Annotated in this window: 22 protein-coding genes; 17 read left to right on the top strand and 5 right to left on the bottom strand. The window is 62.0% G+C overall.

The features are described from left to right. The first annotated feature begins 73 nt into the window (after positions 1-73). The 6 genes from BTUS_RS14980 to BTUS_RS14955 all read left to right on the top strand — a co-directional run bounded on the left by BTUS_RS14980 (position 74) and on the right by BTUS_RS14955 (position 5,998). Complete coding sequence (locus tag BTUS_RS14980; protein WP_013076909.1) at positions 74-643, top strand: glycosyltransferase; 570 nt, start codon at positions 74-76, stop codon at positions 641-643. A gap of 113 nt (positions 644-756) precedes the next feature. Next, positions 757-1,002 carry an alpha/beta-type small acid-soluble spore protein gene (locus BTUS_RS14975; protein ID WP_013076908.1) on the top strand — a complete coding sequence of 82 codons (246 nt, stop codon included), beginning with the start codon at positions 757-759 and terminating at the stop codon, positions 1,000-1,002. Between the two features lie 236 nt (positions 1,003-1,238). After that, positions 1,239-3,524, top strand: a complete 2,286-nt coding sequence (gene recD2 / locus BTUS_RS14970; RefSeq protein WP_013076907.1) for an SF1B family DNA helicase RecD2 — start codon at positions 1,239-1,241, stop codon at positions 3,522-3,524. Between the two features lie 184 nt (positions 3,525-3,708). Beyond that, positions 3,709-4,575: a DegV family protein gene (locus BTUS_RS14965; RefSeq protein ID WP_041304425.1), complete on the top strand. Its 867-nt coding sequence runs from the start codon at positions 3,709-3,711 to the stop codon at positions 4,573-4,575. A 189-nt stretch (positions 4,576-4,764) separates the two neighbouring features. After that, the gene (locus BTUS_RS17125) at positions 4,765-5,562 is read left to right on the top strand and encodes a ComF family protein (RefSeq protein ID WP_013076905.1); all 798 of its coding nucleotides are present in this window, start codon (positions 4,765-4,767) and stop codon (positions 5,560-5,562) included. A 235-nt stretch (positions 5,563-5,797) separates the two neighbouring features. Further along, positions 5,798-5,998 carry a hypothetical protein gene (locus tag BTUS_RS14955; protein ID WP_013076904.1) on the top strand — a complete coding sequence of 67 codons (201 nt, stop codon included), beginning with the start codon at positions 5,798-5,800 and terminating at the stop codon, positions 5,996-5,998. A 68-nt stretch (positions 5,999-6,066) separates the two neighbouring features. Here BTUS_RS14955 and BTUS_RS14950 read toward each other — a convergent pair whose 3' ends face one another. After that, entirely contained in the window at positions 6,067-7,977 is a 1,911-nt protein-coding gene (locus tag BTUS_RS14950; RefSeq protein ID WP_041304421.1) for an APC family permease, read from the bottom strand. Positions 7,978-8,370: 393 nt separating this feature from the next. On the opposite strand from BTUS_RS14950, the gene BTUS_RS14945 reads away from it, so the two are divergent. After that, a complete protein-coding gene (locus BTUS_RS14945; RefSeq protein ID WP_013076902.1) occupies positions 8,371-9,453 on the top strand; it encodes a GerAB/ArcD/ProY family transporter in 1,083 nt (360 codons plus the stop codon). A gap of 99 nt (positions 9,454-9,552) precedes the next feature. After that, on the top strand, positions 9,553-9,990 hold the full coding sequence (locus BTUS_RS14940; protein WP_052300662.1) for a TIGR03826 family flagellar region protein: 438 nt from the start codon (positions 9,553-9,555) through the stop codon (positions 9,988-9,990). A 135-nt stretch (positions 9,991-10,125) separates the two neighbouring features. Here BTUS_RS14940 and BTUS_RS14935 read toward each other — a convergent pair whose 3' ends face one another. The 3 genes from BTUS_RS14935 to BTUS_RS14925 all read right to left on the bottom strand — a co-directional run bounded on the left by BTUS_RS14935 (position 10,126) and on the right by BTUS_RS14925 (position 12,500). After that, positions 10,126-10,656, bottom strand: coding sequence for a hypothetical protein (locus tag BTUS_RS14935; protein WP_123809341.1), 531 nt, complete (start codon positions 10,654-10,656; stop codon positions 10,126-10,128). A 49-nt stretch (positions 10,657-10,705) separates the two neighbouring features. Continuing rightward, positions 10,706-11,875 carry an HD domain-containing protein gene (locus BTUS_RS14930; RefSeq protein ID WP_013076899.1) on the bottom strand — a complete coding sequence of 390 codons (1,170 nt, stop codon included), beginning with the start codon at positions 11,873-11,875 and terminating at the stop codon, positions 10,706-10,708. A gap of 67 nt (positions 11,876-11,942) precedes the next feature. Further along, a complete protein-coding gene (locus tag BTUS_RS14925; protein ID WP_041306318.1) occupies positions 11,943-12,500 on the bottom strand; it encodes a Uma2 family endonuclease in 558 nt (185 codons plus the stop codon). 222 nt (positions 12,501-12,722) lie between these two features. On the opposite strand from BTUS_RS14925, the gene flgM reads away from it, so the two are divergent. The 4 genes from flgM (at position 12,723) to flgL (ending at position 16,694) form a co-directional block, all read left to right on the top strand. Next, positions 12,723-13,367 (top strand): flagellar biosynthesis anti-sigma factor FlgM, encoded by a 645-nt coding sequence (gene flgM, locus BTUS_RS14920; protein ID WP_083780233.1) that lies wholly within the window; start codon positions 12,723-12,725, stop codon positions 13,365-13,367. Then, positions 13,364-14,038: a flagellar protein FlgN gene (flgN, locus tag BTUS_RS14915; protein WP_013076896.1), complete on the top strand. Its 675-nt coding sequence runs from the start codon at positions 13,364-13,366 to the stop codon at positions 14,036-14,038. Before flgM ends, flgN begins: the two co-directional genes overlap by 4 nt. 13 nt (positions 14,039-14,051) lie before the next feature. Further along, a complete protein-coding gene (gene flgK, locus BTUS_RS14910) occupies positions 14,052-15,674 on the top strand; it encodes a flagellar hook-associated protein FlgK (protein ID WP_013076895.1) in 1,623 nt (540 codons plus the stop codon). 129 nt (positions 15,675-15,803) lie between these two features. Then, positions 15,804-16,694 (top strand): flagellar hook-associated protein FlgL, encoded by an 891-nt coding sequence (flgL, locus tag BTUS_RS14905; protein WP_013076894.1) that lies wholly within the window; start codon positions 15,804-15,806, stop codon positions 16,692-16,694. Positions 16,695-16,834: 140 nt separating this feature from the next. On the opposite strand, the gene BTUS_RS18545 is transcribed toward flgL, so the two are convergent. Beyond that, positions 16,835-17,011 (bottom strand): hypothetical protein, encoded by a 177-nt coding sequence (locus BTUS_RS18545; protein WP_169307987.1) that lies wholly within the window; start codon positions 17,009-17,011, stop codon positions 16,835-16,837. Here BTUS_RS18545 and BTUS_RS17120 point away from each other — a divergent pair. From BTUS_RS17120 to BTUS_RS14880, 5 genes are all read left to right on the top strand, one after another. Further along, the gene (locus BTUS_RS17120) at positions 16,946-17,485 is read left to right on the top strand and encodes a DUF6470 family protein (protein ID WP_322785836.1); all 540 of its coding nucleotides are present in this window, start codon (positions 16,946-16,948) and stop codon (positions 17,483-17,485) included. The genes BTUS_RS18545 and BTUS_RS17120 overlap by 66 nt on opposite strands. Positions 17,486-17,800: 315 nt before the next feature. Next, positions 17,801-18,241, top strand: coding sequence for a flagellar assembly protein FliW (gene fliW / locus BTUS_RS14895; RefSeq protein ID WP_013076892.1), 441 nt, complete (start codon positions 17,801-17,803; stop codon positions 18,239-18,241). Then, positions 18,241-18,504 (top strand): carbon storage regulator CsrA, encoded by a 264-nt coding sequence (csrA, locus tag BTUS_RS14890; RefSeq protein WP_013076891.1) that lies wholly within the window; start codon positions 18,241-18,243, stop codon positions 18,502-18,504. Before fliW ends, csrA begins: the two co-directional genes overlap by 1 nt. A gap of 261 nt (positions 18,505-18,765) precedes the next feature. Beyond that, entirely contained in the window at positions 18,766-20,250 is a 1,485-nt protein-coding gene (locus BTUS_RS14885) for a flagellin N-terminal helical domain-containing protein (protein WP_013076890.1), read from the top strand. A gap of 200 nt (positions 20,251-20,450) precedes the next feature. Beyond that, positions 20,451-20,822 (top strand): hypothetical protein, encoded by a 372-nt coding sequence (locus tag BTUS_RS14880; RefSeq protein WP_013076889.1) that lies wholly within the window; start codon positions 20,451-20,453, stop codon positions 20,820-20,822. The last annotated feature ends 9 nt before the right edge of the window (positions 20,823-20,831 follow it).

Genomic DNA, 20,831 nt, shown 5'->3' with positions numbered 1-20,831 from the left:
CCGCCGAGCAGTGGGCAATCACCCGGCCCCCGGGCCCGGCATATCATGGCAGCACCGAGGGAGGTGCTGCCGCATGTTGGCCGTGTTATTGTGGATATTTTCCGTTTATGGTTTCATTAGCGCTGTTTGGCATATTTTGCGCCTTTTAACCTATCGGCGGCCGGTGTTTCCGCCCACGGACGTGACCCTGGTGGTCCGGAACGCCGAGCCGTTTATCGAGGGCTTGCTGAGGCGGATTGCCGCCGAGGTGGCGGTGGCGGTTCCGGGATTGCGGGTGGTCGTGGTGGACGACGGATCGGCAGATAACACCATGGCCATTGTGGAGCGATTGGCGGAGCGGGAGACGTGGCTCGAAGCCTGTCCGGTTGCAGCGGGAAGAGCGCCGGGGGTCGGTGCGGTCTTGCCCGGGGTGACGGGAGGCTCCGCGGGGTGGGGGGCAACCGTCGGTCTGCCCCTTCCGTTGCGGGCCGGAGGTGAAGCACTCCCGGCGCCCAGGCGGTGGGTCGGGTTTGATCTGCGGAGTGGAGGCGGCTTGGAGACGGTCATGCCAACCCTCCGGGCGCTGTATGGGCTTGGACCCGAGACCGGGGCGCGCCGGGCCGAGGCGGCGGGGACGGGGGAGCGGGGATGGCGCATTTTGTGAGATTTTGGAGAGGGTGGAAGAGGGCGGCCGGGAATTTTGCTGCGCGTCTGCGCATAAACCCCCGGGTTCTGAAGAGACTACCAAATACCCAAAAGCGAAAGGGGGGAGAGCAGATGGCGCGTGGCCAAAAGCGGAACACCCCCGTAGTTCCTCAGGCCGGCCGAGCCCTTGATCAGTTCAAGTACGAGGTGGCCCAGGAACTCGGAATTCAGGTGCCCCAGGACGGCTACTGGGGGACGATGTTGACCCGGGATACGGGGGCGATCGGGGGGAACATGACCCGTAAGCTGGTGGCGTTGGCCGAGCAGCAGCTGGCCAACTACGGCGGAGCGGGGGCTGGTCGTACTCCTCAGGCTTAACGGCGTCACAGGGATGGAAAGTGCCCGGGGATCCTGAACAAACCCCCGAGCGACGGACAGGTAGGGCGAGTCAGGGCGGGAACACCGATCGTCGGTGACCGCCCGTTTTTTTTCGGCCGCCCCGGGGGGCGGAAGGAGAACCGACGGCCGGTGTAGAATTGAGCCAAGAGGCGAACAGGACGTGAAGACAGGGAGCGCGGCCGGCGGCAAGGGAAAGGTCGGAGAAACGGTTGGAAATGGTGGTCGGTGTGGTGGAGCGGGTGACCTACGCGTCGGAGGACGGCCGATTCACGGTGTTTGTCCTGCGGCCGGAAAACGGTGGTCCGGAAGTCACGGCGGTGGCCCGACAGCAGGTGCGGGCTGGAGAACGATTGCGGTTGACCGGGCGGTGGAAACATCACCCCCGATTCGGGGCCCAGTTGGATTGTCTTCACGTGGTAAGTCTCGCTCCCAACAGCCGGGAGGGGTTGATTCGATTCCTCGGCGGAGGATTGATTCGGGGGGTGGGGCCGAAAACTGCCGAACGGCTGGTGGATCATTTTGGCCAAGACATTTTGAGGGTGATCGAGGACGAGCCCGGGCGCCTTCGGGAAGTGGAGGGGATCGGGGCCCGGAAGGCGGAGCAGATCGCGGAGGGATACCGGGAACACCGGCAGATGCGGGACCTGATGATGTTTTTGCAGGATAAGGGCGTGGGGCCGGGGCTGGCCGGGCGGATTTGGCGGGTGTTTGGGCACGATGCCCTGGCGGTGGTGCAACGGACGCCGTATCGGCTGGCCGAGGAAGTGTGGGGCATCGGCTTTGCGACGGCGGACCGCATTGCCCGGGAGGTGGGGATTGCCCGGGACGATCCCGGGCGCTTGCAGGCGGGGGTCTTGTATGTGTTGATGCAAGGGGCGGAGGAAGGGCACACCTGTCTGCCGGAAGACCGATTGGTGGAGCGGTCGGTGCGGCTGCTCACATCTCCGCCGGACGCGGTGAGGGGGGCGATGGCCGACCTGATCGCCCGGCGGCGGGTCTACGGGAGCGTGGTCACCGGGGAGAGGGACGGGGTTTACTATTCTCCGGCCGTTTATTACCACGCGGAACGAGGGGCGGCCCAACGGTTGACGGCCATGACCCTTTGGTCGGCTACCGAGGCGGGCCCGCTCGGGCCGAAGGAGACCTGGCCTTCCGCCGATAAGGAGGACGACACGTCCCCAGGACCGGAAGGTTGCCGGACCGCGTCGTCCGATTCGGCCGATTTGCCGGCTCCGTTCGATTCACCCGAGGGTGGCCGGGAGGTCATTTTGACTCCAGAGCAGCTCGAAGCGGTGCGGGCGGCGGCCGAGGCTCCTCTGGTGGTGATCACCGGCGGTCCTGGCACGGGCAAGACCACGGTCCTGCGGGAAATCCTCAGGCGCTTGGAGGAGCAGGGCCGCAAGGTGGAACTCGCCGCTCCCACCGGCCGGGCGGCGAAGCGCTTGGATGAGAGCACCGAGCGGCCCGCCAAGACCCTTCACCGCCTCCTTGAGGCGGGGCACGTGGAAGGCCGGGGATTGCGGTTCCAGCGCCACGAATCCCGGCCCATCGAGGCGGATGCCGTGGTGGTGGACGAGTGCTCCATGATGGATACGCTCCTCCTCTATGCCCTTCTCCGGGCTTTGGCCCCGGGCACCCGCCTGATCCTGGTGGGGGACGCGCACCAGTTGCCCTCGGTGGGGCCCGGCCAGGTGCTGGAGGACATTATCGCCTCGGGCTTGGCCCGGGTGGTGCGGCTGACCCGGGTGTTTCGCCAGGCTTCGGAAAGCGGGATCGTGCGCAACGCATATCGGATTCTCGAAGGGCAGTTGCCCGAACTCCGGTCGCCGGAAGGGGATTGGTTCTGGTTGGAACGCCGGGACCCCGAGGCGTTGGCGCGGGAAGTGGTGTCCCTCTATGTCCGGCGTTTGCCGATATTTCTCGGCGGGGACGGGGAGATTCAGGTCCTGACCCCCATGAGGCGGGGGCCGCTCGGGGTGGAGGGATTGAATCCCCGCCTTCAGGGCGAGGTGAATCCTCCGGGGTCGGATAAGCCCGAAGTCCAAGCGGGGGGCAGGGTTTTTCGCCTGGGGGATCGGGTGATGCAGGTCCGCAATGATTATCAAAAAGAAGTGTTTAACGGGGATGTGGGCCGGGTGGTGGAGATCGACCCCGAGGAACGGGACATGACGGTGGAATACCCGGATCCCGCCGGCCCTCGCCGGGTGTTGTATCGGGACGGGGAGTGGGACGATCTGCAGCTCGCCTATGCCCTTTCGGTACACAAAAGCCAAGGGAGCGAATACGACGCCGTGGTGATCCCCGTCGTGCCCGCCCACACGGTGGTCTTGGAGCGGGCGCTGCTGTACACGGCGGTCACCCGGGCGAAACGATTGGTGGTGCTCCTGGGGGACCGCCGGGCGCTCCAACGGGCTATCGCCCGGGTGCGCGGGCACAGCCGTTCGACCCTTCTCGCTGCCCGCCTGCGGGGGGAAGTGGAGGATTTGATTCCCGGCGGGTAAAATGGGGGGAGCGGCCTGCATGGGGGCCTGCCCCGGGTGGGGCATGGCTGCCCGGGAGTGAAGGGACCATTCCCGACAGCGGGCCGCCCCGCGGCGGTGCTTTGCTTGAGCGAAGAGGTGGCCGGGCCGGGTCTGCCCGGTCGGGGTCATTCGTGAAGACGGACAGGAGATGGTGTGCGTGGTAATGGGCGGTGATCATGGACAGAAGCCTTCTTTTGCCGTGGTGGTGGATTCCACGGCGGGAATTCCGGAGGATCGGGTCCAGGCCCTTGGCCTCACGGTGGTCCCGCTGACGGTCATTATCGGCGACAAGGCCTATCGGGAGGGCGTGGACCTTGCGACCAGAGAGTTTTATGCCAGGTTGAAACAGGGGGCTCCTCCCCCCACCACCTCCCAGCCACCGGTGGGGGAGTTCGTTGGCGTATTTTCCCGACTGCTGGAAGAGTACACGGGGGTCGTGTGCATCGTGCTCTCCAGTGCGCTGAGCGGGACGGTCCAGGCGGCCCGGACGGCGGCGTCCCAGGTCTCCGGCCCCGTCGCGGTGGTGGATTCCCGATTCGCCTCTTACGGGATGGAGGTGCTGGCGGTGGAGGCCCTGAAGATGGCGGAGGCGGGCCGGTCTCCCCAGGAGTGCGCCGAGCGCCTTGAAACCTTGGCGGGGCAGTTGCGGGCGTATTTTGTCGTAGACGATCTGAATTATCTACACCGCAGCGGGCGGCTGGGGGCGGCCCAGGCGCTGATGGGAACGATGCTTCAGGTCAAACCGATTCTCACCCTGGAGGATGGACGGCTGACGGTGGCGGAGAAAGTGCGGACCCACCGCCGGGCGGTGGAGCGGATCCTGGAGCGGGTGGAAGAAGCGGTGGGAGAAGGCCCTCAGAACATCTGCGTCATCCATTCGGATCGCCAGGCGGACGCGGAAGCCCTGCGTCAAAGGGTGGAGGGGATGGCCGCGGAGCAGCCCGTTCCGGTGCGGGAGCTCGGCCCGGTGCTCGGGGCCCACGTGGGCCCGGGAGTGTTGGCGCTGCTTCATTATCCGGCGCAAGGCTGAGCTGCGTCACCCCGGGGACATGGCGGTGGGCACGTCACCGGTTTGCGGCGTCCGGCGCAAGGGTGAGGTACGTCGCCCCGGCGACGCGGACCGGGCCTCGTCATGGTTTGCAGCCCGGTGCAGGCGGGGAGGCTTCGCCAACGGGGTTGTATTCGCGGCGGGGGTTTGGCGCGGGAAGGAGGTTTGAGGGTGGACCAGTGGTTTGGTGGGGAGTCGGGGAGCGGGGGGAAACGGAAAGCCCCGGGGATCGGTGGCCGCCTGCGGACGTGGTTTGATCCACTTTGGCCGCCGCCTCCTGGGTGCCCCTTTTGCGGCCGCCGGGGGAATCTGATCCCCGTGGGACTTCCAGAGCTGGACAGGCCCCGTTTGGCCACCGCCTGCGACCGCTGTGCCGGGCAACTCATCGTTCGTCATGATCCGCCCCACTGCCCGGGGTGCGCCAGGAGCACGCCGGCTCCGGGGCTGTGTCGAGACTGCCTCCGACACCCCTTGGGTCTGGGCCGGGTTTGCGCCTACGGGGCCTATCGGGGAGCCCTGCGGGAGGCGATTCATCGGGTGAAATTCCAACGGGACGGCGGTCCGTTGGAGCTTTTGGCGGGGATGCTGGCGGTGGCGTGGCGGGACCTGAATCCGCCGGCAGACGCACTGATCGTGCCCGTGCCTATGCACCCGGAAAAGAGGCGGGCTCTCGGCTGGAACCATGTGGAGCGGGTGGCCAAGGGGCTTGGGAGGGCCGTGGGCCGAGCGGCGGTGCCAGCCCTGGAGCGCCGGGGCGAGCTTCGGAGCCAGGCGACCCGGGGCCGCCGGGAGCGGCTCACCGCCTTGGAGGGCCGCTTTGCCCTCTCCCCGGAGGCTGCGGAGATTCGGGAGCGGGCGGTGGTGCTGGTGGACGACGTCCTCACCACCGGGGCCACGGCGCAGGCCTGCACCCGGGTGCTCCGGGCCGGGGGCGCCCGGGAGGTGTACGGGCTGGTCATCGCCAGGTGAATCCTGGAGCAAAGAGCGCGGCCGGGGCCGGAGGGAGGCGAAGTCGGCGGTTTTTCGCGAATTGCGCAAAAATCCACCTTTCGAGCCATAGACGTCGCGGCATTTCTGTGGCAACATGAAAAAGGCGGGCGGCGGTGGGACGGGCCGTGTTTGCCAAGGGACTGGCAACCCGGACCGACCGCTCGCATACACTGAGCGATCGAGGAGCATTCCTCACTGTTCGGAGGTGGAGGCGGTGGCCTCAGGCCTAAACACGCGCCGCACGTTTGTGGAGATGTTTCAGGGGCCGACCCTGGCCCACATCAAGAGCCAGATCCAGCTGACCCAAGACGCCGAGCGGGCGGACCCCATTTCGGTTTCCCTGGTTAAGGACCGCCGGGAATTCCACGCTTTGGTGGTGTTCGCCTATCGGGATCTGGAAACGGACGAAGAATGAACCCGGGCCTTGCGGAGGCCCATTTTTTGCGCAGGAATGGGCGCCTCGTTCCGCATCCCGCAAGCTCTCTATTGGTGCAAATGGTACGGCACCGTGGTCACCACCACATCTCGGTTGCGCATCAGCCACAATCGGATCAGGAGCGCCGTCTGGTTATGGAGCGCATTGTGCCACCACCGCCTCGGGATGAATTGGGGGACGATCACATGCACCCGGTCCGGCCCGCCCTCGATTTTCTCCAACGTGCGGATGAACAGGGACAACGGCCGGAGAAGAGATCGGTACTCACTCTTTAGGGTATAGAGCTTGCACGGCGAGCCCCACGCCTCCCACTGTTTTTTCATCCTCTCGATAGACTCCTCGTCAAACCCCACATAGACCGCGATCACGTTTGTATGAATGCTTTGGGCGAAGGACAGGGTGTTCAGGACCACCCGATGGACCCCGGACACCAACACGATGGAGATGACCGAATGGGTTTCCGGGCGTTCCGCCGCCAGGTCGATGGCGAGCTCCCGGCCGATTTGCTCATAATGGCGGTGCACCGCCGCCGACAGGGCGACCAAGAGGGGCAGCACCACGATCACAATCCACGCCCCGTCCGTGAATTTGGTCACGGCGAAAATGATGGCCACCAGAGCCGTCACCCCGGCTCCCACCGCGTTGATCGCCAATTTTACCGGCCAAATCCCCTGGCGAAGCCGCAGCCACCGGCGCACGAGGCCCACCTGGGCCACGGTGAAAGACAGGAACACCCCGATGGCGTACAGGGGGATGAGGGCGTTGGTCTCGGCGTGAAACACTTCGATGAGCAACGAGGCCAGGGCCGCCAGCACCAGCATGCCGTTGGAGTAGCCCAGCCGGTCGCCCCGGATGGTCAGCGCTCGGGGGAGAAAGCCGTCCGCCGCCACCAAAGCCGCCAATTGGGGGAAACCCGTAAAGGTGGAGTTGGCGGCGAGGATGAGGACGATGAAGGTCGACCAAATGATGATCTGATAGACCACCCCGTGGCCAAAATACAACCCCGCCAGTTGGGAGAGCATGGTGTTGTCCGGGTTCACCGAGATGCCCTGGACATACAGGTGCCAGGCAAATCCCAGCAACGTGATCCCGGTGATCACCCCGAGACCGATGTACGCTTTGATGGCGTTTTTCTGATGGGGATCCCGGAAAACCGGCACCGAGTTGGAGATGGTCTCGATCCCCGTCAGCGCCGAAGACGCCGAACTGAACGCTTTGAGGGCGAGCAGCAGGGTCAGCCCGGCGGGCACAACGCCAAGCGGGGGCGTGGCGGCCTGGTGGAACCCCCGATGGGCCTCATTGACAAATCCCGCGAAGATCAAGGTCATCATGCTGATCATGAACAGGATTGTCGGCCAGGCAAAGATCGACGCCGATTCCGCCACCCCGCGCAAATTCACGAGGAGGATGATGAAAATGCACAGGATGGCGAGGGTCGTTTCATAAGGAATCACCTGGGGGTAGGCGGAGGAGACGGCCTGTATCCCGGCGGATACGGAGACGGCGACGGTGAGCACGTAATCCACCAAGAGGGCGCTGGCCGCCACCAGGGACGCCCAGGGCCGGCGAAAATTATCTTTCGCGATGGCATAGGCGCCGCCTCCGTCGGGATAGGCTATGATGCCCATGATGTAGGAGGTGATCAGGATGACGAGCAGCGACACCGTGGCCGCGGTGATGGGAAGAATCAGCCATTTGGCCGAATCCCCGAGGCCGGCGAGCTCCGTCATGCCCGCCTCCGGACCGTAGGCCACCGATGAGTACAAGTCCGCGGCCAAGACCGGCAAAGCCACGTACCACAACAGTTTGGTGTGTTTGGCGTAAAGCTCCTTGGTGCGCATGGGGCGCCCGATCAGGATGCGCTTGACGGCGCCAAAATTCAAGATCGCAAAGCCGATGGCAAACAGCGCCAGGACGATGAGCACCGGGTGAAGCCAGGGTTCCAAAGAGGCCAGCATAACCGCACCTGATCGAGTTTCCGGGACCACGGCCCGCTTCCTGTTGGGGCGCGGCTTTCATTGTTTGGTCCGCGCGCCGCCCGCCGGGTTCTCGACCAGGGCCTTCGCCCCCTTTCGTCGACAGATTTGACATGCCGAAACAGCAAGGCAAGAAACCGGCGGGCTGAAGCCGGCCCTCACCTTTACCTCCGAAGTATACTGCGGCCCGGCCCCCGGCAAAAGGGGGAGGGTTGGACGGGGGAAATTTGGCCGATCAAACAGTTCTTCGGCTTCATATTGGCGGCCGAATTCGCGCACACTGCATGTGACCAGATGTGTCCCGGTCGGCTAGAGCGGCGCAGACGTGCCGAAGGGCAAGGCAGGTGGAAGGCGGTAAAACAGCAGTTATCGGAATTGCAATTGTCCTTTTTGATGATTTGGCTGGTGCTGGGCACCGGGATTCTTTTTCTCCCGTTTGCCATCAGCCGCTTCGTCGTGCGGGACGCCTGGTTGACGGGCCCCCTTTTCTTTATCGGGGGCGCGGTGGTGGTTCTCGTCATCATGGGGTTTCGGCGCATGTTCCCGGGCCAGACGATGATGGAAGGCTATTTCACGGTTTTTGGCCCCTGGTTCGGTCGGGTGGTGGGTTTGGGGTCGTTGGTTTGGCTGTATGTCACGGAGGCCACGGCCATTCGTCAAATGGTGCTGTTTCTCACGGATACGCTGTTGTCCGACACCCCGGGACACGTCATGGCCGGGCTCTTTTTTATTCCGGTGGTTTATGCCGTGACCCAGGGGATTGAGGCGGTGGGACGGATGGGGGAGATCATCACCCCGATCGGGGTGGTGCTCATTGTGGCCCTGTCTCTGTTTTCGTTGCAGTATGCGGATTTTCACCAGCTGCAACCGGTGTTGGCGGATGGCCTGGATCCGGTGCTCCGGGCGTCGGTGGTGCCCTGGCTGTACGGCGTGGAACTGATGACGGTGGTTCAAGTTCGCCCGGCGGTGGTGGGGGGGAGGATTTATCGCCCCCTGTGGGTGGCGGTGGTGACCATCAGCGTGGCCGGGGTCCTGGCGGAGGCGGTGGTGACGACGATTCTCGGCGACTCCCGGCTGCACGTGCACTATCCGACCCTGGAAGTGGTTCGGGCCCTGAGGGTGGCGGATTTTTTGGAGAGGCTGGATGCCATCTATGTGATCGGCATCTTGGCGACGATGTTTCTAAAAGTATCGGCGCTTCATTACAGCCTCGCCACTGCAATCAGCCAGTGGGCCGGTCTTCGCCACCACCGGCCTGTGGTCGTCCCCGGGGCGATTCTGGTATGGGCGGGGAGCTTGATGTTGTTCTCAAGCGGTATTAACATGCGGTACGAGATCATTAATTATGGCTGGGGGTTCTCGACGGTGGGCGGCCTGGGATTGCCTTTGGCGGCGATGGCCGCGCAAGGGATTCGCCGGGGGATCGGCCGATGGATGGGGCGGAGCGCGGCGGGGTGAGACGCGGCGCGGGGCGGGATCGCGGTGCAGGAGACTGGCGGGGGTGTGGTTCGCGGTGCAGGAAACTGCCGCGGGCGGGACGAACTCTTTAGAATAAGGATGCGGGCCGGGTCGGAGGCCCGGGCGCGGTTGCGGCGGGGGGTGAGCGGCGTGGATTTTGCCAATTGCAAGCGGTGTGGGCGGATTTATCGAAAAGTGGGCCGAGAGCAGATTTGCCCGGCTTGTCGGCGGGAGGAAGAAGAGCTCTACCAGAAAGTGCGGGAGTACGTGTCGGAGCACCGGGGAGCGACGATCATGGAGGTATCCGAAGCCACCGGGGTCGACCCCGATTTGGTGCTGCAGTTTTTGCGGGAAGGTCGCCTCACGGTGGTGAGCGGTGAGAATATGCGCTATCCCTGCGAGCGATGCGGCCGGGAGATCACCAGCGGGCGGTTCTGTGACCGGTGTACCGCCGAGTTGGCCCGGGGGCTTGCGCCGCCGAAAAAGGAAGAAGACGGCAAGTTTCACACCCGCCCGGGCTGGACGCAGCGGCCGTAGGGTTCGGAGGTAGAGGGAGTGGGTGGGAGATCCCACTCCGATGCAAAGGTGAATGGGGCCTGGTTGGGCAGTTAAGAAAGGGTGTGAGAGAATAAGGGCTAGACACCTTCTGGCCCGCTCCTTCCGTCATAGTTCTCAAATCAGTTGATGATCCATCAATTCCTCATAAGCGTTGCGGATTTCGTCAAGTGAGAATTTATCTCCTTTAATCTCTTGAACGGTCTTTATCACAGATTCCGGGTCCGCATTGTTGCCATATCTCTTTTTTGACGCAACGACAAAGTGGGTTGTTGACCACAATTCCAGGGTTTTCGGGTCATCCGGCAAAATGCTGAGCAGATCGTCAATCTTGGACTGATATTCTTTTACGATCCAGTCTTCGGCAATCATATCCTGGGCTTGTGGGCCCGGTTGAATGGTCCAGGTTTGAAATCTACCATTTTGTTCCTGTTCCATGGTGATGGCCCCTTGCATATGGATGTTATCCATTTCATAATCCAAAGCAGATGAGTAGGGACCGTAGTGATAAATGCGAAACGTAAGGCCGGTTGGAATGCCGGATGATGTTAAAAAGTAGAAAATCTTTTGAAAGGCTTTTTTCCCTTTAATTTGGCCTTGTCGCATGGTGACATATGCTGCGAGTGCGCCCAATCCCATCATTGTCACTCCCATTCCATCCTGAATTTGCGCCTGGCAAATTTGTGCACGTCGTTTTTTAGTCCGCGCTCACACTAGATCCTAGCATACAGGATCGGTTCGTCGATTTTACTAACAACGCGAGCGACGTCTTGAAAGGGTCTCGGTTCTCTTCATGCTCGAATTTGATAGGAGTTTTGGAGGCGAAGTCGGCTATGACTTGATTATATCCAAACGTATGTTCGATGTCAAGAAGCAATTCCTTGAGCCGTTTGGTTTCTTGGGAGCTTAGAGGTCGGCGGGCAGGTGCTTGATAGGCTAATACAAAGTGTTCCCGGTTTAGAATCCGCCGCCCCCATGGCGACGGATGCTCTTTCGCACGCTCCAAAACGCGTGTATCATCCCAGTTCAAATACTCCTCCACGTTATCGGGTAGTGTTTTTCGGTCGTTTGGCAGAAGGTCTTGCAAAAAGCGCTCCATCATTTTGTCATAGACCCGACGAGTTTTGTGAAAATAAATTTGCACGAACATGTAATATCTTGCCATTACCAATCCCTCAACAGCTTGTACCCCTCCTTCCTCGACACCCAGCCTCCACGTCCTCTCATGGGGGAACAAGCACAAGGTTTGCAGGATTCTCGGCAGATCAAATTTTCCGTATTCGACACCCAGTGACAGGGAGTCTCTCAACAAGTAGTCCATCTTATCAGCATCGAGTTCACCGATTAAAAGATCTCGGAGTAAACGATAATCCTTTTCGGGCAATCCCTGGGTAATCATGTCAGCTATGTGTTGTCTGCCGAATTCAAATGGCTTGCCGATTTCGTCAACGATGTCCCCAATTGGCGTTTCACAAATAATCTTTGCGCCCATCATTTCGTGATTGAGGTCCGCCGGGAAAATACCATCTGATGTGTGTGAGAACGGTGCATGGCCGATATCGTGCAACAATGCTGTCAGCCGAAGGATTTGTCGATATTTCATGATTTGTTCCTCAGACCATTTTAATTCCCCGTGGTGTTTATGGACGAGGCGATCGAAAATGCGGGTTGACATCTGCATGACGCCAAGGGAATGGGCAAAGCGTGTGTGTTCCGCCGTTGGATAAACAAGGTAAGTGGTCCCAAGTTGATGAATTCGCCGCAATCGTTGAAAAGGGGCACTGTCCACGATCCGCAGTTCACTTCGGCTGAGCTCGATAAAGCCGTGGATCGGGTCTCGGATGTCAAACTTCGGCTCATACGGCATATCGGATCCCTCATTTTCGATCAGTTGCGTGAGTATTCATTTACCTTCATGTCGCCCAAATGTTCTCCTATCCGAAAACCTGGTCGACCCGGATCACGCGGTCGCGAAACATCGAAGGCGCCAGGGTGTCACCGGGCTGATATTCCCTCTGCCAGCGGAGGACGGCGCCGTCGTGGAGGTACACGTGGATGCGATTTTCCATGGGATCGACGATCCAATACTCCCTCACCCCGGCCCTCTGGTACAGGTTCATTTTGCGGATGAGATCGTTCGCCACCGTGGAGGGAGACAGGATTTCGATGATCCATACGGGCGCGCCGATAACCCGGGGGCCGGGCGGCACCGGGTCACAGATCACGAAAAGATCGGGCTGCACCACGTCTTTCGTTTTGGAATCCGGAGAGAAAGTCAGGTCCATGGGCGCGGCGAAGGCGCGGCATTCCTTGCCCCGCAGATATCCGCCGATTTCGACCGACAGTTGCATCAAAATCTGCTGGTGCTCCGTGCTGGGGCTCGCCAGGAGGTAGGGGACGCCGTCAATCAGCTCCCACCTCTCCTCGCCATCCCAGGTTTGGTAATCTTCGTAGGTGTAGCGGCCCGAGCCGCCGGCTTTGGGTCGTGGCACCTCGATCCCACCCGCCACATGAAAATTTTCCTGTCCTGCGCCCAGTATAACGCACATGTCCTTGGTGAACAATGAAAATTCGCTCAGGTTGCCCCCGGCTTTCTTTTTATGGAATCGCACTCGGATCTTAACATCGGCGCCGGTCCGGCCGATCTTTCTAACTAAGGAGTCGGTGCGACGGCCTCAGTGTGGGCGAGGTCTCGGCCCGCCGCAGGGCGGCCGATGGACGGTCGGGACGGAGAAAGGCGCACGGCGCGACAGATGAGAGCCGGAGGGAGATCCACCATGCGCATAGATGGGAATTCGCCGGGCTGGCAACAGGTTTACGAAACGTGGCGGAACCGCCGGCCTCCGGAGGGAGCGGGGGAACGTGGGCCCGCCTCCGGGGGAGGGGACGAGGTGGCCATTTCCGAGGCGGCCCGGGCCTTGGCGGGGGCGCCGCAAGTAGACGCTGCGGCGGATCCCCGGACGGTCCGGGACGGGGCCGGTGCGGCAGATGGCGCCCTCCAGGCGGCTCCGACGGGGGAGAGCCGGGAGGAGCGGATCGCCCGGCTGAAGGAAGAGATCGCCTCGGGCACGTATCAGGTGGACCCCGGGCGTTTGGCCGACCGAATGCTGGACTGGGTGACGGCCGCCCGCCGGGTGAACCGGGATAGGGGAGAGGGCCCAGGGTTCTCCCACCTTTCTGGGCAGACGCCCGGTCTGGCGGCCGGTCTACTCCTCGGCTCCGGGGATGTCCCCCAGGCTGGCCGGTCCGCAGGGGGAGTGCCCGCTGACCCCACAATGCCTGCCGGGGATAGCCCGCCGAAGGCCGGGCCCGGCGCTGGACCCGGGGCTGCGGATCGGGAAGGGGGCGGGGCGCGATGAATGAGAAGGTACAACATCTCGTGCAGACGGTGGAGGATCTGCTCAAGGAGTACCAGGGCCTTGTGGAGGATGGCCAGCGTCAGCGAGAGGCGCTAGTCGCCGGGGATATGGAGGCTCTCGATCGGATTGTGCGGGGCATGGATGAGCGGATGAAGCGGATTGCCGCCCATGAGCGCCGCCGACTGGCGATCGGGGAAGCGCTGGCCGAGGAGTGGGGAATCCGGCCCGACGAGCTTCGGCTGTCAACGGTGGCCGAGCGGGTGGGACCGGCCACCCGCCGGCGGATGGAGGAGATCGCCGGGGAATTCGACAGGGTTCTGACGGAACTGGAGCGGGTGAACGACCAGAACCGGGCCCTGACCGAGCAGTCCCTGACCTACGTGCGCCAGATGATCGACGTGATCACCGCGGCGCAGGATACCGGAGTGTACGGCCCGCCGGATGGTGCGCGGCCCTACGGCCCCGATGCGGCGGGCGGCCCCGCCGGCGCGTCCTTCCACGGCCCCCAACCCGAGGGCGGCCTTGCAGGCACGGCCTACGGTCCCCAGTCGGCGGGCGCTCCTGCCGTTCCCTCCGGCACCGGTCCTGCGAGGGGTGCCGCCGGAGCGCCGGTGCCGCCGCGGAGCGGGATGCCTGCGGCCGGGGCGCGACTGTTCGACACCCGGGCGTGAGGGGGAATGCATCGTGCTGTGGACATTTTTCGGATTGGAAACGGCCGTGCGGGGACTGCGGGGCCAGCAGGCGGCCATCAACACGGCGAGTCACAACATCGACAACGCCAATACCCCGGGTTATACCCGGCAGCGGGTGGACCTGTCCGCATCCACGCCCATTGAGATGCCGTCTCTGTACAAAACGGCGACCCCGGGCCAGATCGGCACCGGGGTTCAGGTGGAGCAGATCACCCGGCTGCGGGATCAATTTTTGGACGACCAGTACCGCCACCAGAATCAGTATCTCGGCGAGTGGAATGTGCGTCAGGACGCCCTGGACAAAATTTCCGCGATTCTCAATGAGCCCTCGGATTCGGGCCTGGCCACGGTGATGGCGAATTTTTGGAATGCCTGGGGCAAGCTGGGCCCCAATTCGGACGACCTGGCCGCCCGGATGCAGGTGAAGCAGACGGGGATCGCCGTGGCCCAGACCCTGAACCAGACGGCCAAGCAGTTGTCCGATCTGGACGCCGACCTCCAGCGGAGCCTTCAGGCCAAGGTCACCCAGGTCAATTCTTACCTCAACCAAATCGCCACCCTGAACAACCAAATCGCCGAGATCCGCCAGGTGGGCGACCAGCCCAACGACCTGCTGGACCGGCGGGACTATTTGGTGGATCAGTTGTCGCAGTTGGCGGATGTCCAGGCCACCGAGTCGGGCGGTACCTATACGCTCACCATCGGCGGGCAGACGGTCTTGCAAAATAGCACGGTCACTTCTCTGGACCCGGCCAATCTCACGGTTGGGGGCGGCGAACTCAAGGGTCTGCTTGAGGCACGGCAGGATGTGGCCTCTTATCGCGCTCAATTGGATGCCTTTGCCAACGGTTTGGCCAACGGCAAAATGACGATCAAACTGCCCGGGGACTGGACCCTGGTCGGCTCGGGCGGCGGGGCGCCGACGTTCCCGGTGGATGTCACCCTGGCGGACGGGCGTCAGTTTAAGCAGGGGGACCAAGTGCCGGCGGATCTGATCACCACCCTGGCGGACGGCACCCAGGTGGCCACCATCCCCAAAGGGGCCGCGGTGACGGTGAACGGCCTGAACGGCCTGCACCGGCTGGGGTACTCCCTAAACGGGCCCGGTGGGGATTTTTTCGTGTCGACAGATCCGAACGGCGGCCCGATCACCGCGGCGACCATCGCCGTGTCGCCGGACATCGTGAGTGACGTGGGGAACATCGCCTCGGCCCTGACCACCGCCCCCCAGAAGGGCACCGACCCTCTGACGGGCCTGGCCGGGGACGGGACCCTGGCCATCGCCATCAACAACATCAAGGATACGAAGATCGACTACACCGGGCTCGGGGTGCCGACACCCCTGACCAACGGGACATTGGACGACTATTTTCAGGCGGTGATCGGCGGCCTCGGGGTGCAAAGCCAGGAGGCCGAGCGCCAAGTGGCCAACCAGGAGGTCCTGGTGCAGCAGCTCGACGGCAAGCGCCAGTCGGTGGCGGGGGTGTCCATTGACGAGGAGATGGCGAACATGATTCGGTTTCAGCAGGCGTACGGCGCCTCGGCCCGGATGGTGACCGCCATTGACCAGATGCTGGACAAGCTGATCAACGGCACCGGCGTGGTGGGACTGTAGCCGCCGGGGTGCGCCGGAGAAGTCGGGAAGCGCCGGTCGCGGGCCCCGGAGGGCCGCCCGGCCCGGTTCGCCGGCTGCCGCCTTGACCCATCGCCGTCCCCCACCACCGCATACAAGGAGGTGCGCACCATGCGGGTGACCCAGGGCATGCTCACCCAACAGTTTTTGCTCGACCTGCAGAACAGCTATCGCCGCCTGAGCAGCCTCCAGGACCAGGCGGCCTCGGGCAAGCGGATCAACCGCCCGGCGGACGATCCCGTCGGTGTGGGGTTCGCCATGCGCTACAAAGCCCAGGTCGCGTACTATGGCCAGTACCAGCAAAATGCCGATATGGCGAAGGGCTGGCTGGATTATACGGACACGGTCATGAACCAAGCCGGGGATGTGATCAAGCGGGCCCGGGAGTTGGCGGTGGAGGGGGCGTCCGACACCGTGCCCCCGGACGCCCGCCAGGCCCTCGCCTCGGAGGTGGACCAGCTCCTGCAGCAGATGGTGACCATCGGGAACTCCCAGTATAATGGAAAATATATTTTTAACGGCCAGGCGACGACGACGAAGCCCTACGACACCGCGAATCCCGAGTCTTCGGTGACGAACGGCGGCCAGGTGCTCTACGACATCGGGGACGGGGTGCACCTGGACGTCAATGTGCCGGGCAGCCGGTTTTTCGGCTCGCCGACCGAGGCGGACAATGTGTTCGCGGTGTTGAAGCAGCTCCGGGACGGGTTGAACGGGAACGACACGGCGAAGATCGAAGATGCGCTCGGCAAAATCGACTCGCGCTACAGCAAGATGTTGGAGGTGCGGGCGGACGTGGGGGCCCGGTCGAATCGCGTGGATCTGGCGCAAAATCGCCTGGGGGATATGGTGCAGAATTTGACGTCGCTGCTCTCGAAGACGGAGGATGCGGATATGGGGAAGCTGGCGATCGACCTGAAGTCGGCGGAGAATGTCCACATGGCTTCCCTGGCCGTCGGTGCCCGGGTGCTGATGCCGAGTTTGGTGGATTTTTTGAAATAGGCGTCGTCGCCGGGGGATGAACCGCCGGTCGAGCAGCCAGGTCCGGACGCCTGGGCGTCAGGTGTGCCACGCCTCCGCTCCCCACCGGCCTACCGCCATCCGACGCCCGGCCGCCCAGCGGCCCGGCACCAAGCTACCGGTCACCCCGTTGCGCTGTCGCTGCGGCGGATCGCGCCGCCGCTCCCCACCGCGGCCGAAGGGAGGGAGGACCGCTGGTCCCGCAGATTCAGATTCGGCAAGAGTTTGCGCAGATCGGCCTGCAGACCCGACCGCCGGAGTGGAGGATCGCCCAGCCGCCGGCGGATCTCAACATGCACCAGGAGCTTGCCAGGGTGGAGATCCGCCGAACCGCCGGCCGGCTGGAGATCGACCAGAGTGAGGCCTTCGCCCAGGTGGGATTGATGTCGCCCTTGGAGCTCTCCCGGAGCGAGGCCGCCCGGTCCCGGCAGGTGAACGCAGACGGCATCGCCGAGGCTGCACAGTGGGGAGACCGGTTCGCCCATATCGAGCGCGGCGGCAACCCCATCGCCGACTGGGCGCTGCGGGAGGTGACCGGCCCTCCGGATTGGATCCCCGCTCTGGTACCCCGGCCGTTCTCGGTACATATCACCTACCGGCCCGGACAGGCGGATATCCGGGTGCAGCCGGGTCGGGTGGATCTCAACCCCGCCGTCCACCCGCCCGAGGTGAGCTTCCATCCCGGCACCGTGGACGCCTACGTACGCCGGCCCGGCGCCGTGACGATCATCCCGCCGCCTTTGCCGGGGCTGTTGGTGGACGAGCGGGGCTAAAGCCATCTGCCACTACAGCTTTTGGCCCTGTTCTCCTGCGTGCGGACTCCGGTCGTCGCGGTCGCCGCGGCCTTGGCCGCATGCAGTCCGTTCGGCGTCCGTTGACGTTGGCCTTCTGCGTTCCCTTTAGTTGCCGTTGGCCGTCGGCAGTCGATTTGGTCGCCGCTGGTGTTGGTCAAGTGTGTCCGATGTCAGTTACCGCGGTCTCGACTGCCCACATCCGGCTTCGCGCCGGCCTCTCTCGCAGCGGACGATTTTGCAGTGGCGGGCAAGGGCGGGAATGGGCTAGACCCAGAAAAACGGAGGGAGAAAGGCATGATTGTCACCACAGAGGAATCGGGCCGCAGCGGCACCTGGCCGGAAGATGTGCCGCTGATTCGCTTTGAGGAAGGCATTCCCGGGTTCCCGGAGGTCCGGGCCTTTGTGTTGCAACCGATTCCGGGCCACGAACGATGGTTTCGTCTGATCGGGGAGGAGGGAGAGCCGGCCTTTCTGGTGGTCGATCCCTTTTTGATCGTGCCAGACTTCAAAATCGAGGTGCCCGACGACCTGCTCCCCGGGGCTCGGGCGGAGGACGTGATGGTGCTGGCCATCGTCCGGGTCCCGGAGGATCCTCTGCAGGCGACGGTCAACCTCCGGGCTCCCCTGGTGGTGGATGTGCGGCAGCGCCGGGGAGTGCAGTGGGTGCCGGTCGAGTCCCCCCACAGCCTGCGCCATCCCCTGTTTCCCCGCCGGCCCGAGGCGGTCGGAGCCTGATGCTGGTCCTCAGCCGGCGCGCCGGGGAAGCCATTGTCATCGGCGAGGACGTGCGGGTGGTGGTGCTGGAAGTCCGAGGGGAGGTGGTGCGCCTCGGGATCGACGCGCCCCGCTCGGTCGCCGTCCACCGGGAGGAAGTGTTTGAGCAGATCCGGGAGGAAAACCGCCGGGCGGCCCAAAGCCGTGACGCTCTGGACCGGCTCTTGGGGGCGTTGAATGCCGATCCCCCTCGCCCGGGGGATCCGGGTCCCGACAATGGATAGTAAAGGTCGGCGAAACAACGGGCCCCTTCGGAGAGGAAATCCGCCCTCCGAATCCGATTTGAGGCGATGTTCGCCGCCAACGACCGGCCTTTGGTGCCCACCGGGAAAAAAGCCGACTCAAAGATCGAACTCGGAGTTAAACAATGGACCTCTGCGTCCGATTGTATATAGTGACCGGACTCCGCCGGCGGCCGACGGCGGAACGGTCACCGGCAGGCACGGACGCCGTCGGATACACACCACTAGGGAGGGTAACGAAGGATGATTATCAACCACAACTTGTCGGCTATGAACGCGTGGAGGCAACTGTCGATCAACAACACAGAAACCCAAAAGTCTCTGGAAAAACTGTCTTCCGGCTACCGGATCAACCGGGCGGGGGACGACGCGGCGGGTCTGGCGATCTCTGAAAAGATGCGCGGACAGATTCGTGGATTGGATATGGCAAACCGTAATGCTCAAGACGCTATTTCATTGATTCAAACGGGTGAAGGTGCCTTGAATGAGACACATTCCATTCTTCAACGTATGCGTGAGTTAGCTGTTCAGGCTTCTAATGATACCAATACCGATGACGACCGTAAAGCATTACAAAAAGAGGTGGACCAACTCGCAAAAGAAATCTCCCGTATTTCTAATACAACCGAATTTAATACAAAAAACCTGTTGGGGGGTGGATTTAACGGGAATTTCCAAATCGGTGCTAACGAAGGTCAAACCATTTCCTTGTCCATTAATGCACTGGATGCCAAAACTCTGGGTGTGACCGCAGACGTAGCTTCCAGAAGTGCAACAGTTTCCGGAGCGGCAGGTAACGTTACGCTTGCGGATTTGGCAGACAACCAATTTTTAACCGAGGGCGTATATACGTTAACAACAGTAGCTAATGGCAGTAATTTTGATATTTTACTTAAAGACGCTAGCGGCAACATTGTCGCTTCTGCTATCAACCAGGCTGCTGGTACCGGTGGAGCGGTGACGCTGACGGATGCCAAGGGGAACAATGTAATAGACATCGGCTTTAGTGGTGCCATTTCGACCGCATCTGCTGCAACGGTTACGATCAGCGCAAGCGGGGCAGACTTGTCGGAAACTGCTAACACAGCAGGTTTGGTGGGGGTTCAAATGACCAAAGCTGATTCCTTGGCCCCAGGAGACTATACCATTACTTATGATGGAACAGCAGGTTCAGAGAAGTTTATTTTGAAAGATTCTACAGGAGCAATTGTGGCGACTGTTAATGGAACAGCAACAGCAAATACTATCTATAACTTTACTCTAACAAATGGAGACAAAGTGTCTTTTGCTACCGGCGCTACCGCCCCTACTGACGGTCAGTCCTCCACCTTTACGGTTGTCAAGTCCGATTACACGTCCGGTGCTTCCACTGCAGCAACCGCCGATGCTAATGGGAACATTACTAAACAGGCTGTTGTAGTAAGAGGAATTGATATTACAACGCAAGCAAATGCAACAGCAGCTATTACCACTATTGATAAGGCGATAAATACCGTTTCGACAGCTCGCTCGAATTTGGGTGCGATTCAGAACAGACTTGAGCATACTATCAATAACTTGGGGACTGCAGCCGAAAACCTAACTGCAGCCGAATCCCGGATCCGCGACGTTGATATGGCCCAAGAAATGATGAACTTCACAAAGAACAACATCCTTCAACAAGCCGCGACCGCGATGTTGGCCCAGGCGAACCAACAGCCGCAGCTGGTGCTGCAATTGTTGCGGTAAGGCATTGGGCGTTTCAGTCGAAAGGCGCCGTTCCTATTGGACGGCGCCTTCGACCCATCTATGGATCTGGATGTTGTCTCTCTTGGGTCCTTGGCACGATGAACCCTTGAGGCTTTTGTTGCGAATGTTTATGACGGAGTGCTGGTGTTTACCTCTTTTCCAAATGGAAACATCGCCGAGTAAATTTGGGAGGCTCTGTCTTGGAGAAGTACAGGTTGGTGGCGCAACGGCTTCTCGTATTATCGGATACCTGTTTGGAAGCCCTTGAACATATCCGGGAAAGGATGAACGACGGGCATATCCATGGAACGGTTTTCCTCTTTGCGGATGTCGTAGAGGCCGTATACATCATGGACGAAGCGCTGAAGCCGGTTCTCCCCCAACTCAGTCAAGCCGATCACTTGGAGTCTTGCCTGCTGGAGATCTGGACGGCGATGGAGTCCATGGCGGATTTCTACGACCAGAGGAATAGCACGGGACTCATGGTCCAATTGCAAGAGAGATTGCTCCCAAGTTATAGGGAATGGAAAGAAAGTCTTGAGAACACATTGCATGGCTATGCGGTATGCTAAATTCTGATG

It is taken from the genome of Kyrpidia tusciae DSM 2912, assembly GCF_000092905.1.
Classification (GTDB): Bacteria; Bacillota; Bacilli; order Kyrpidiales; family Kyrpidiaceae; genus Kyrpidia; species Kyrpidia tusciae.
This window is presented reverse-complemented; position numbering and strand designations above follow the sequence as displayed.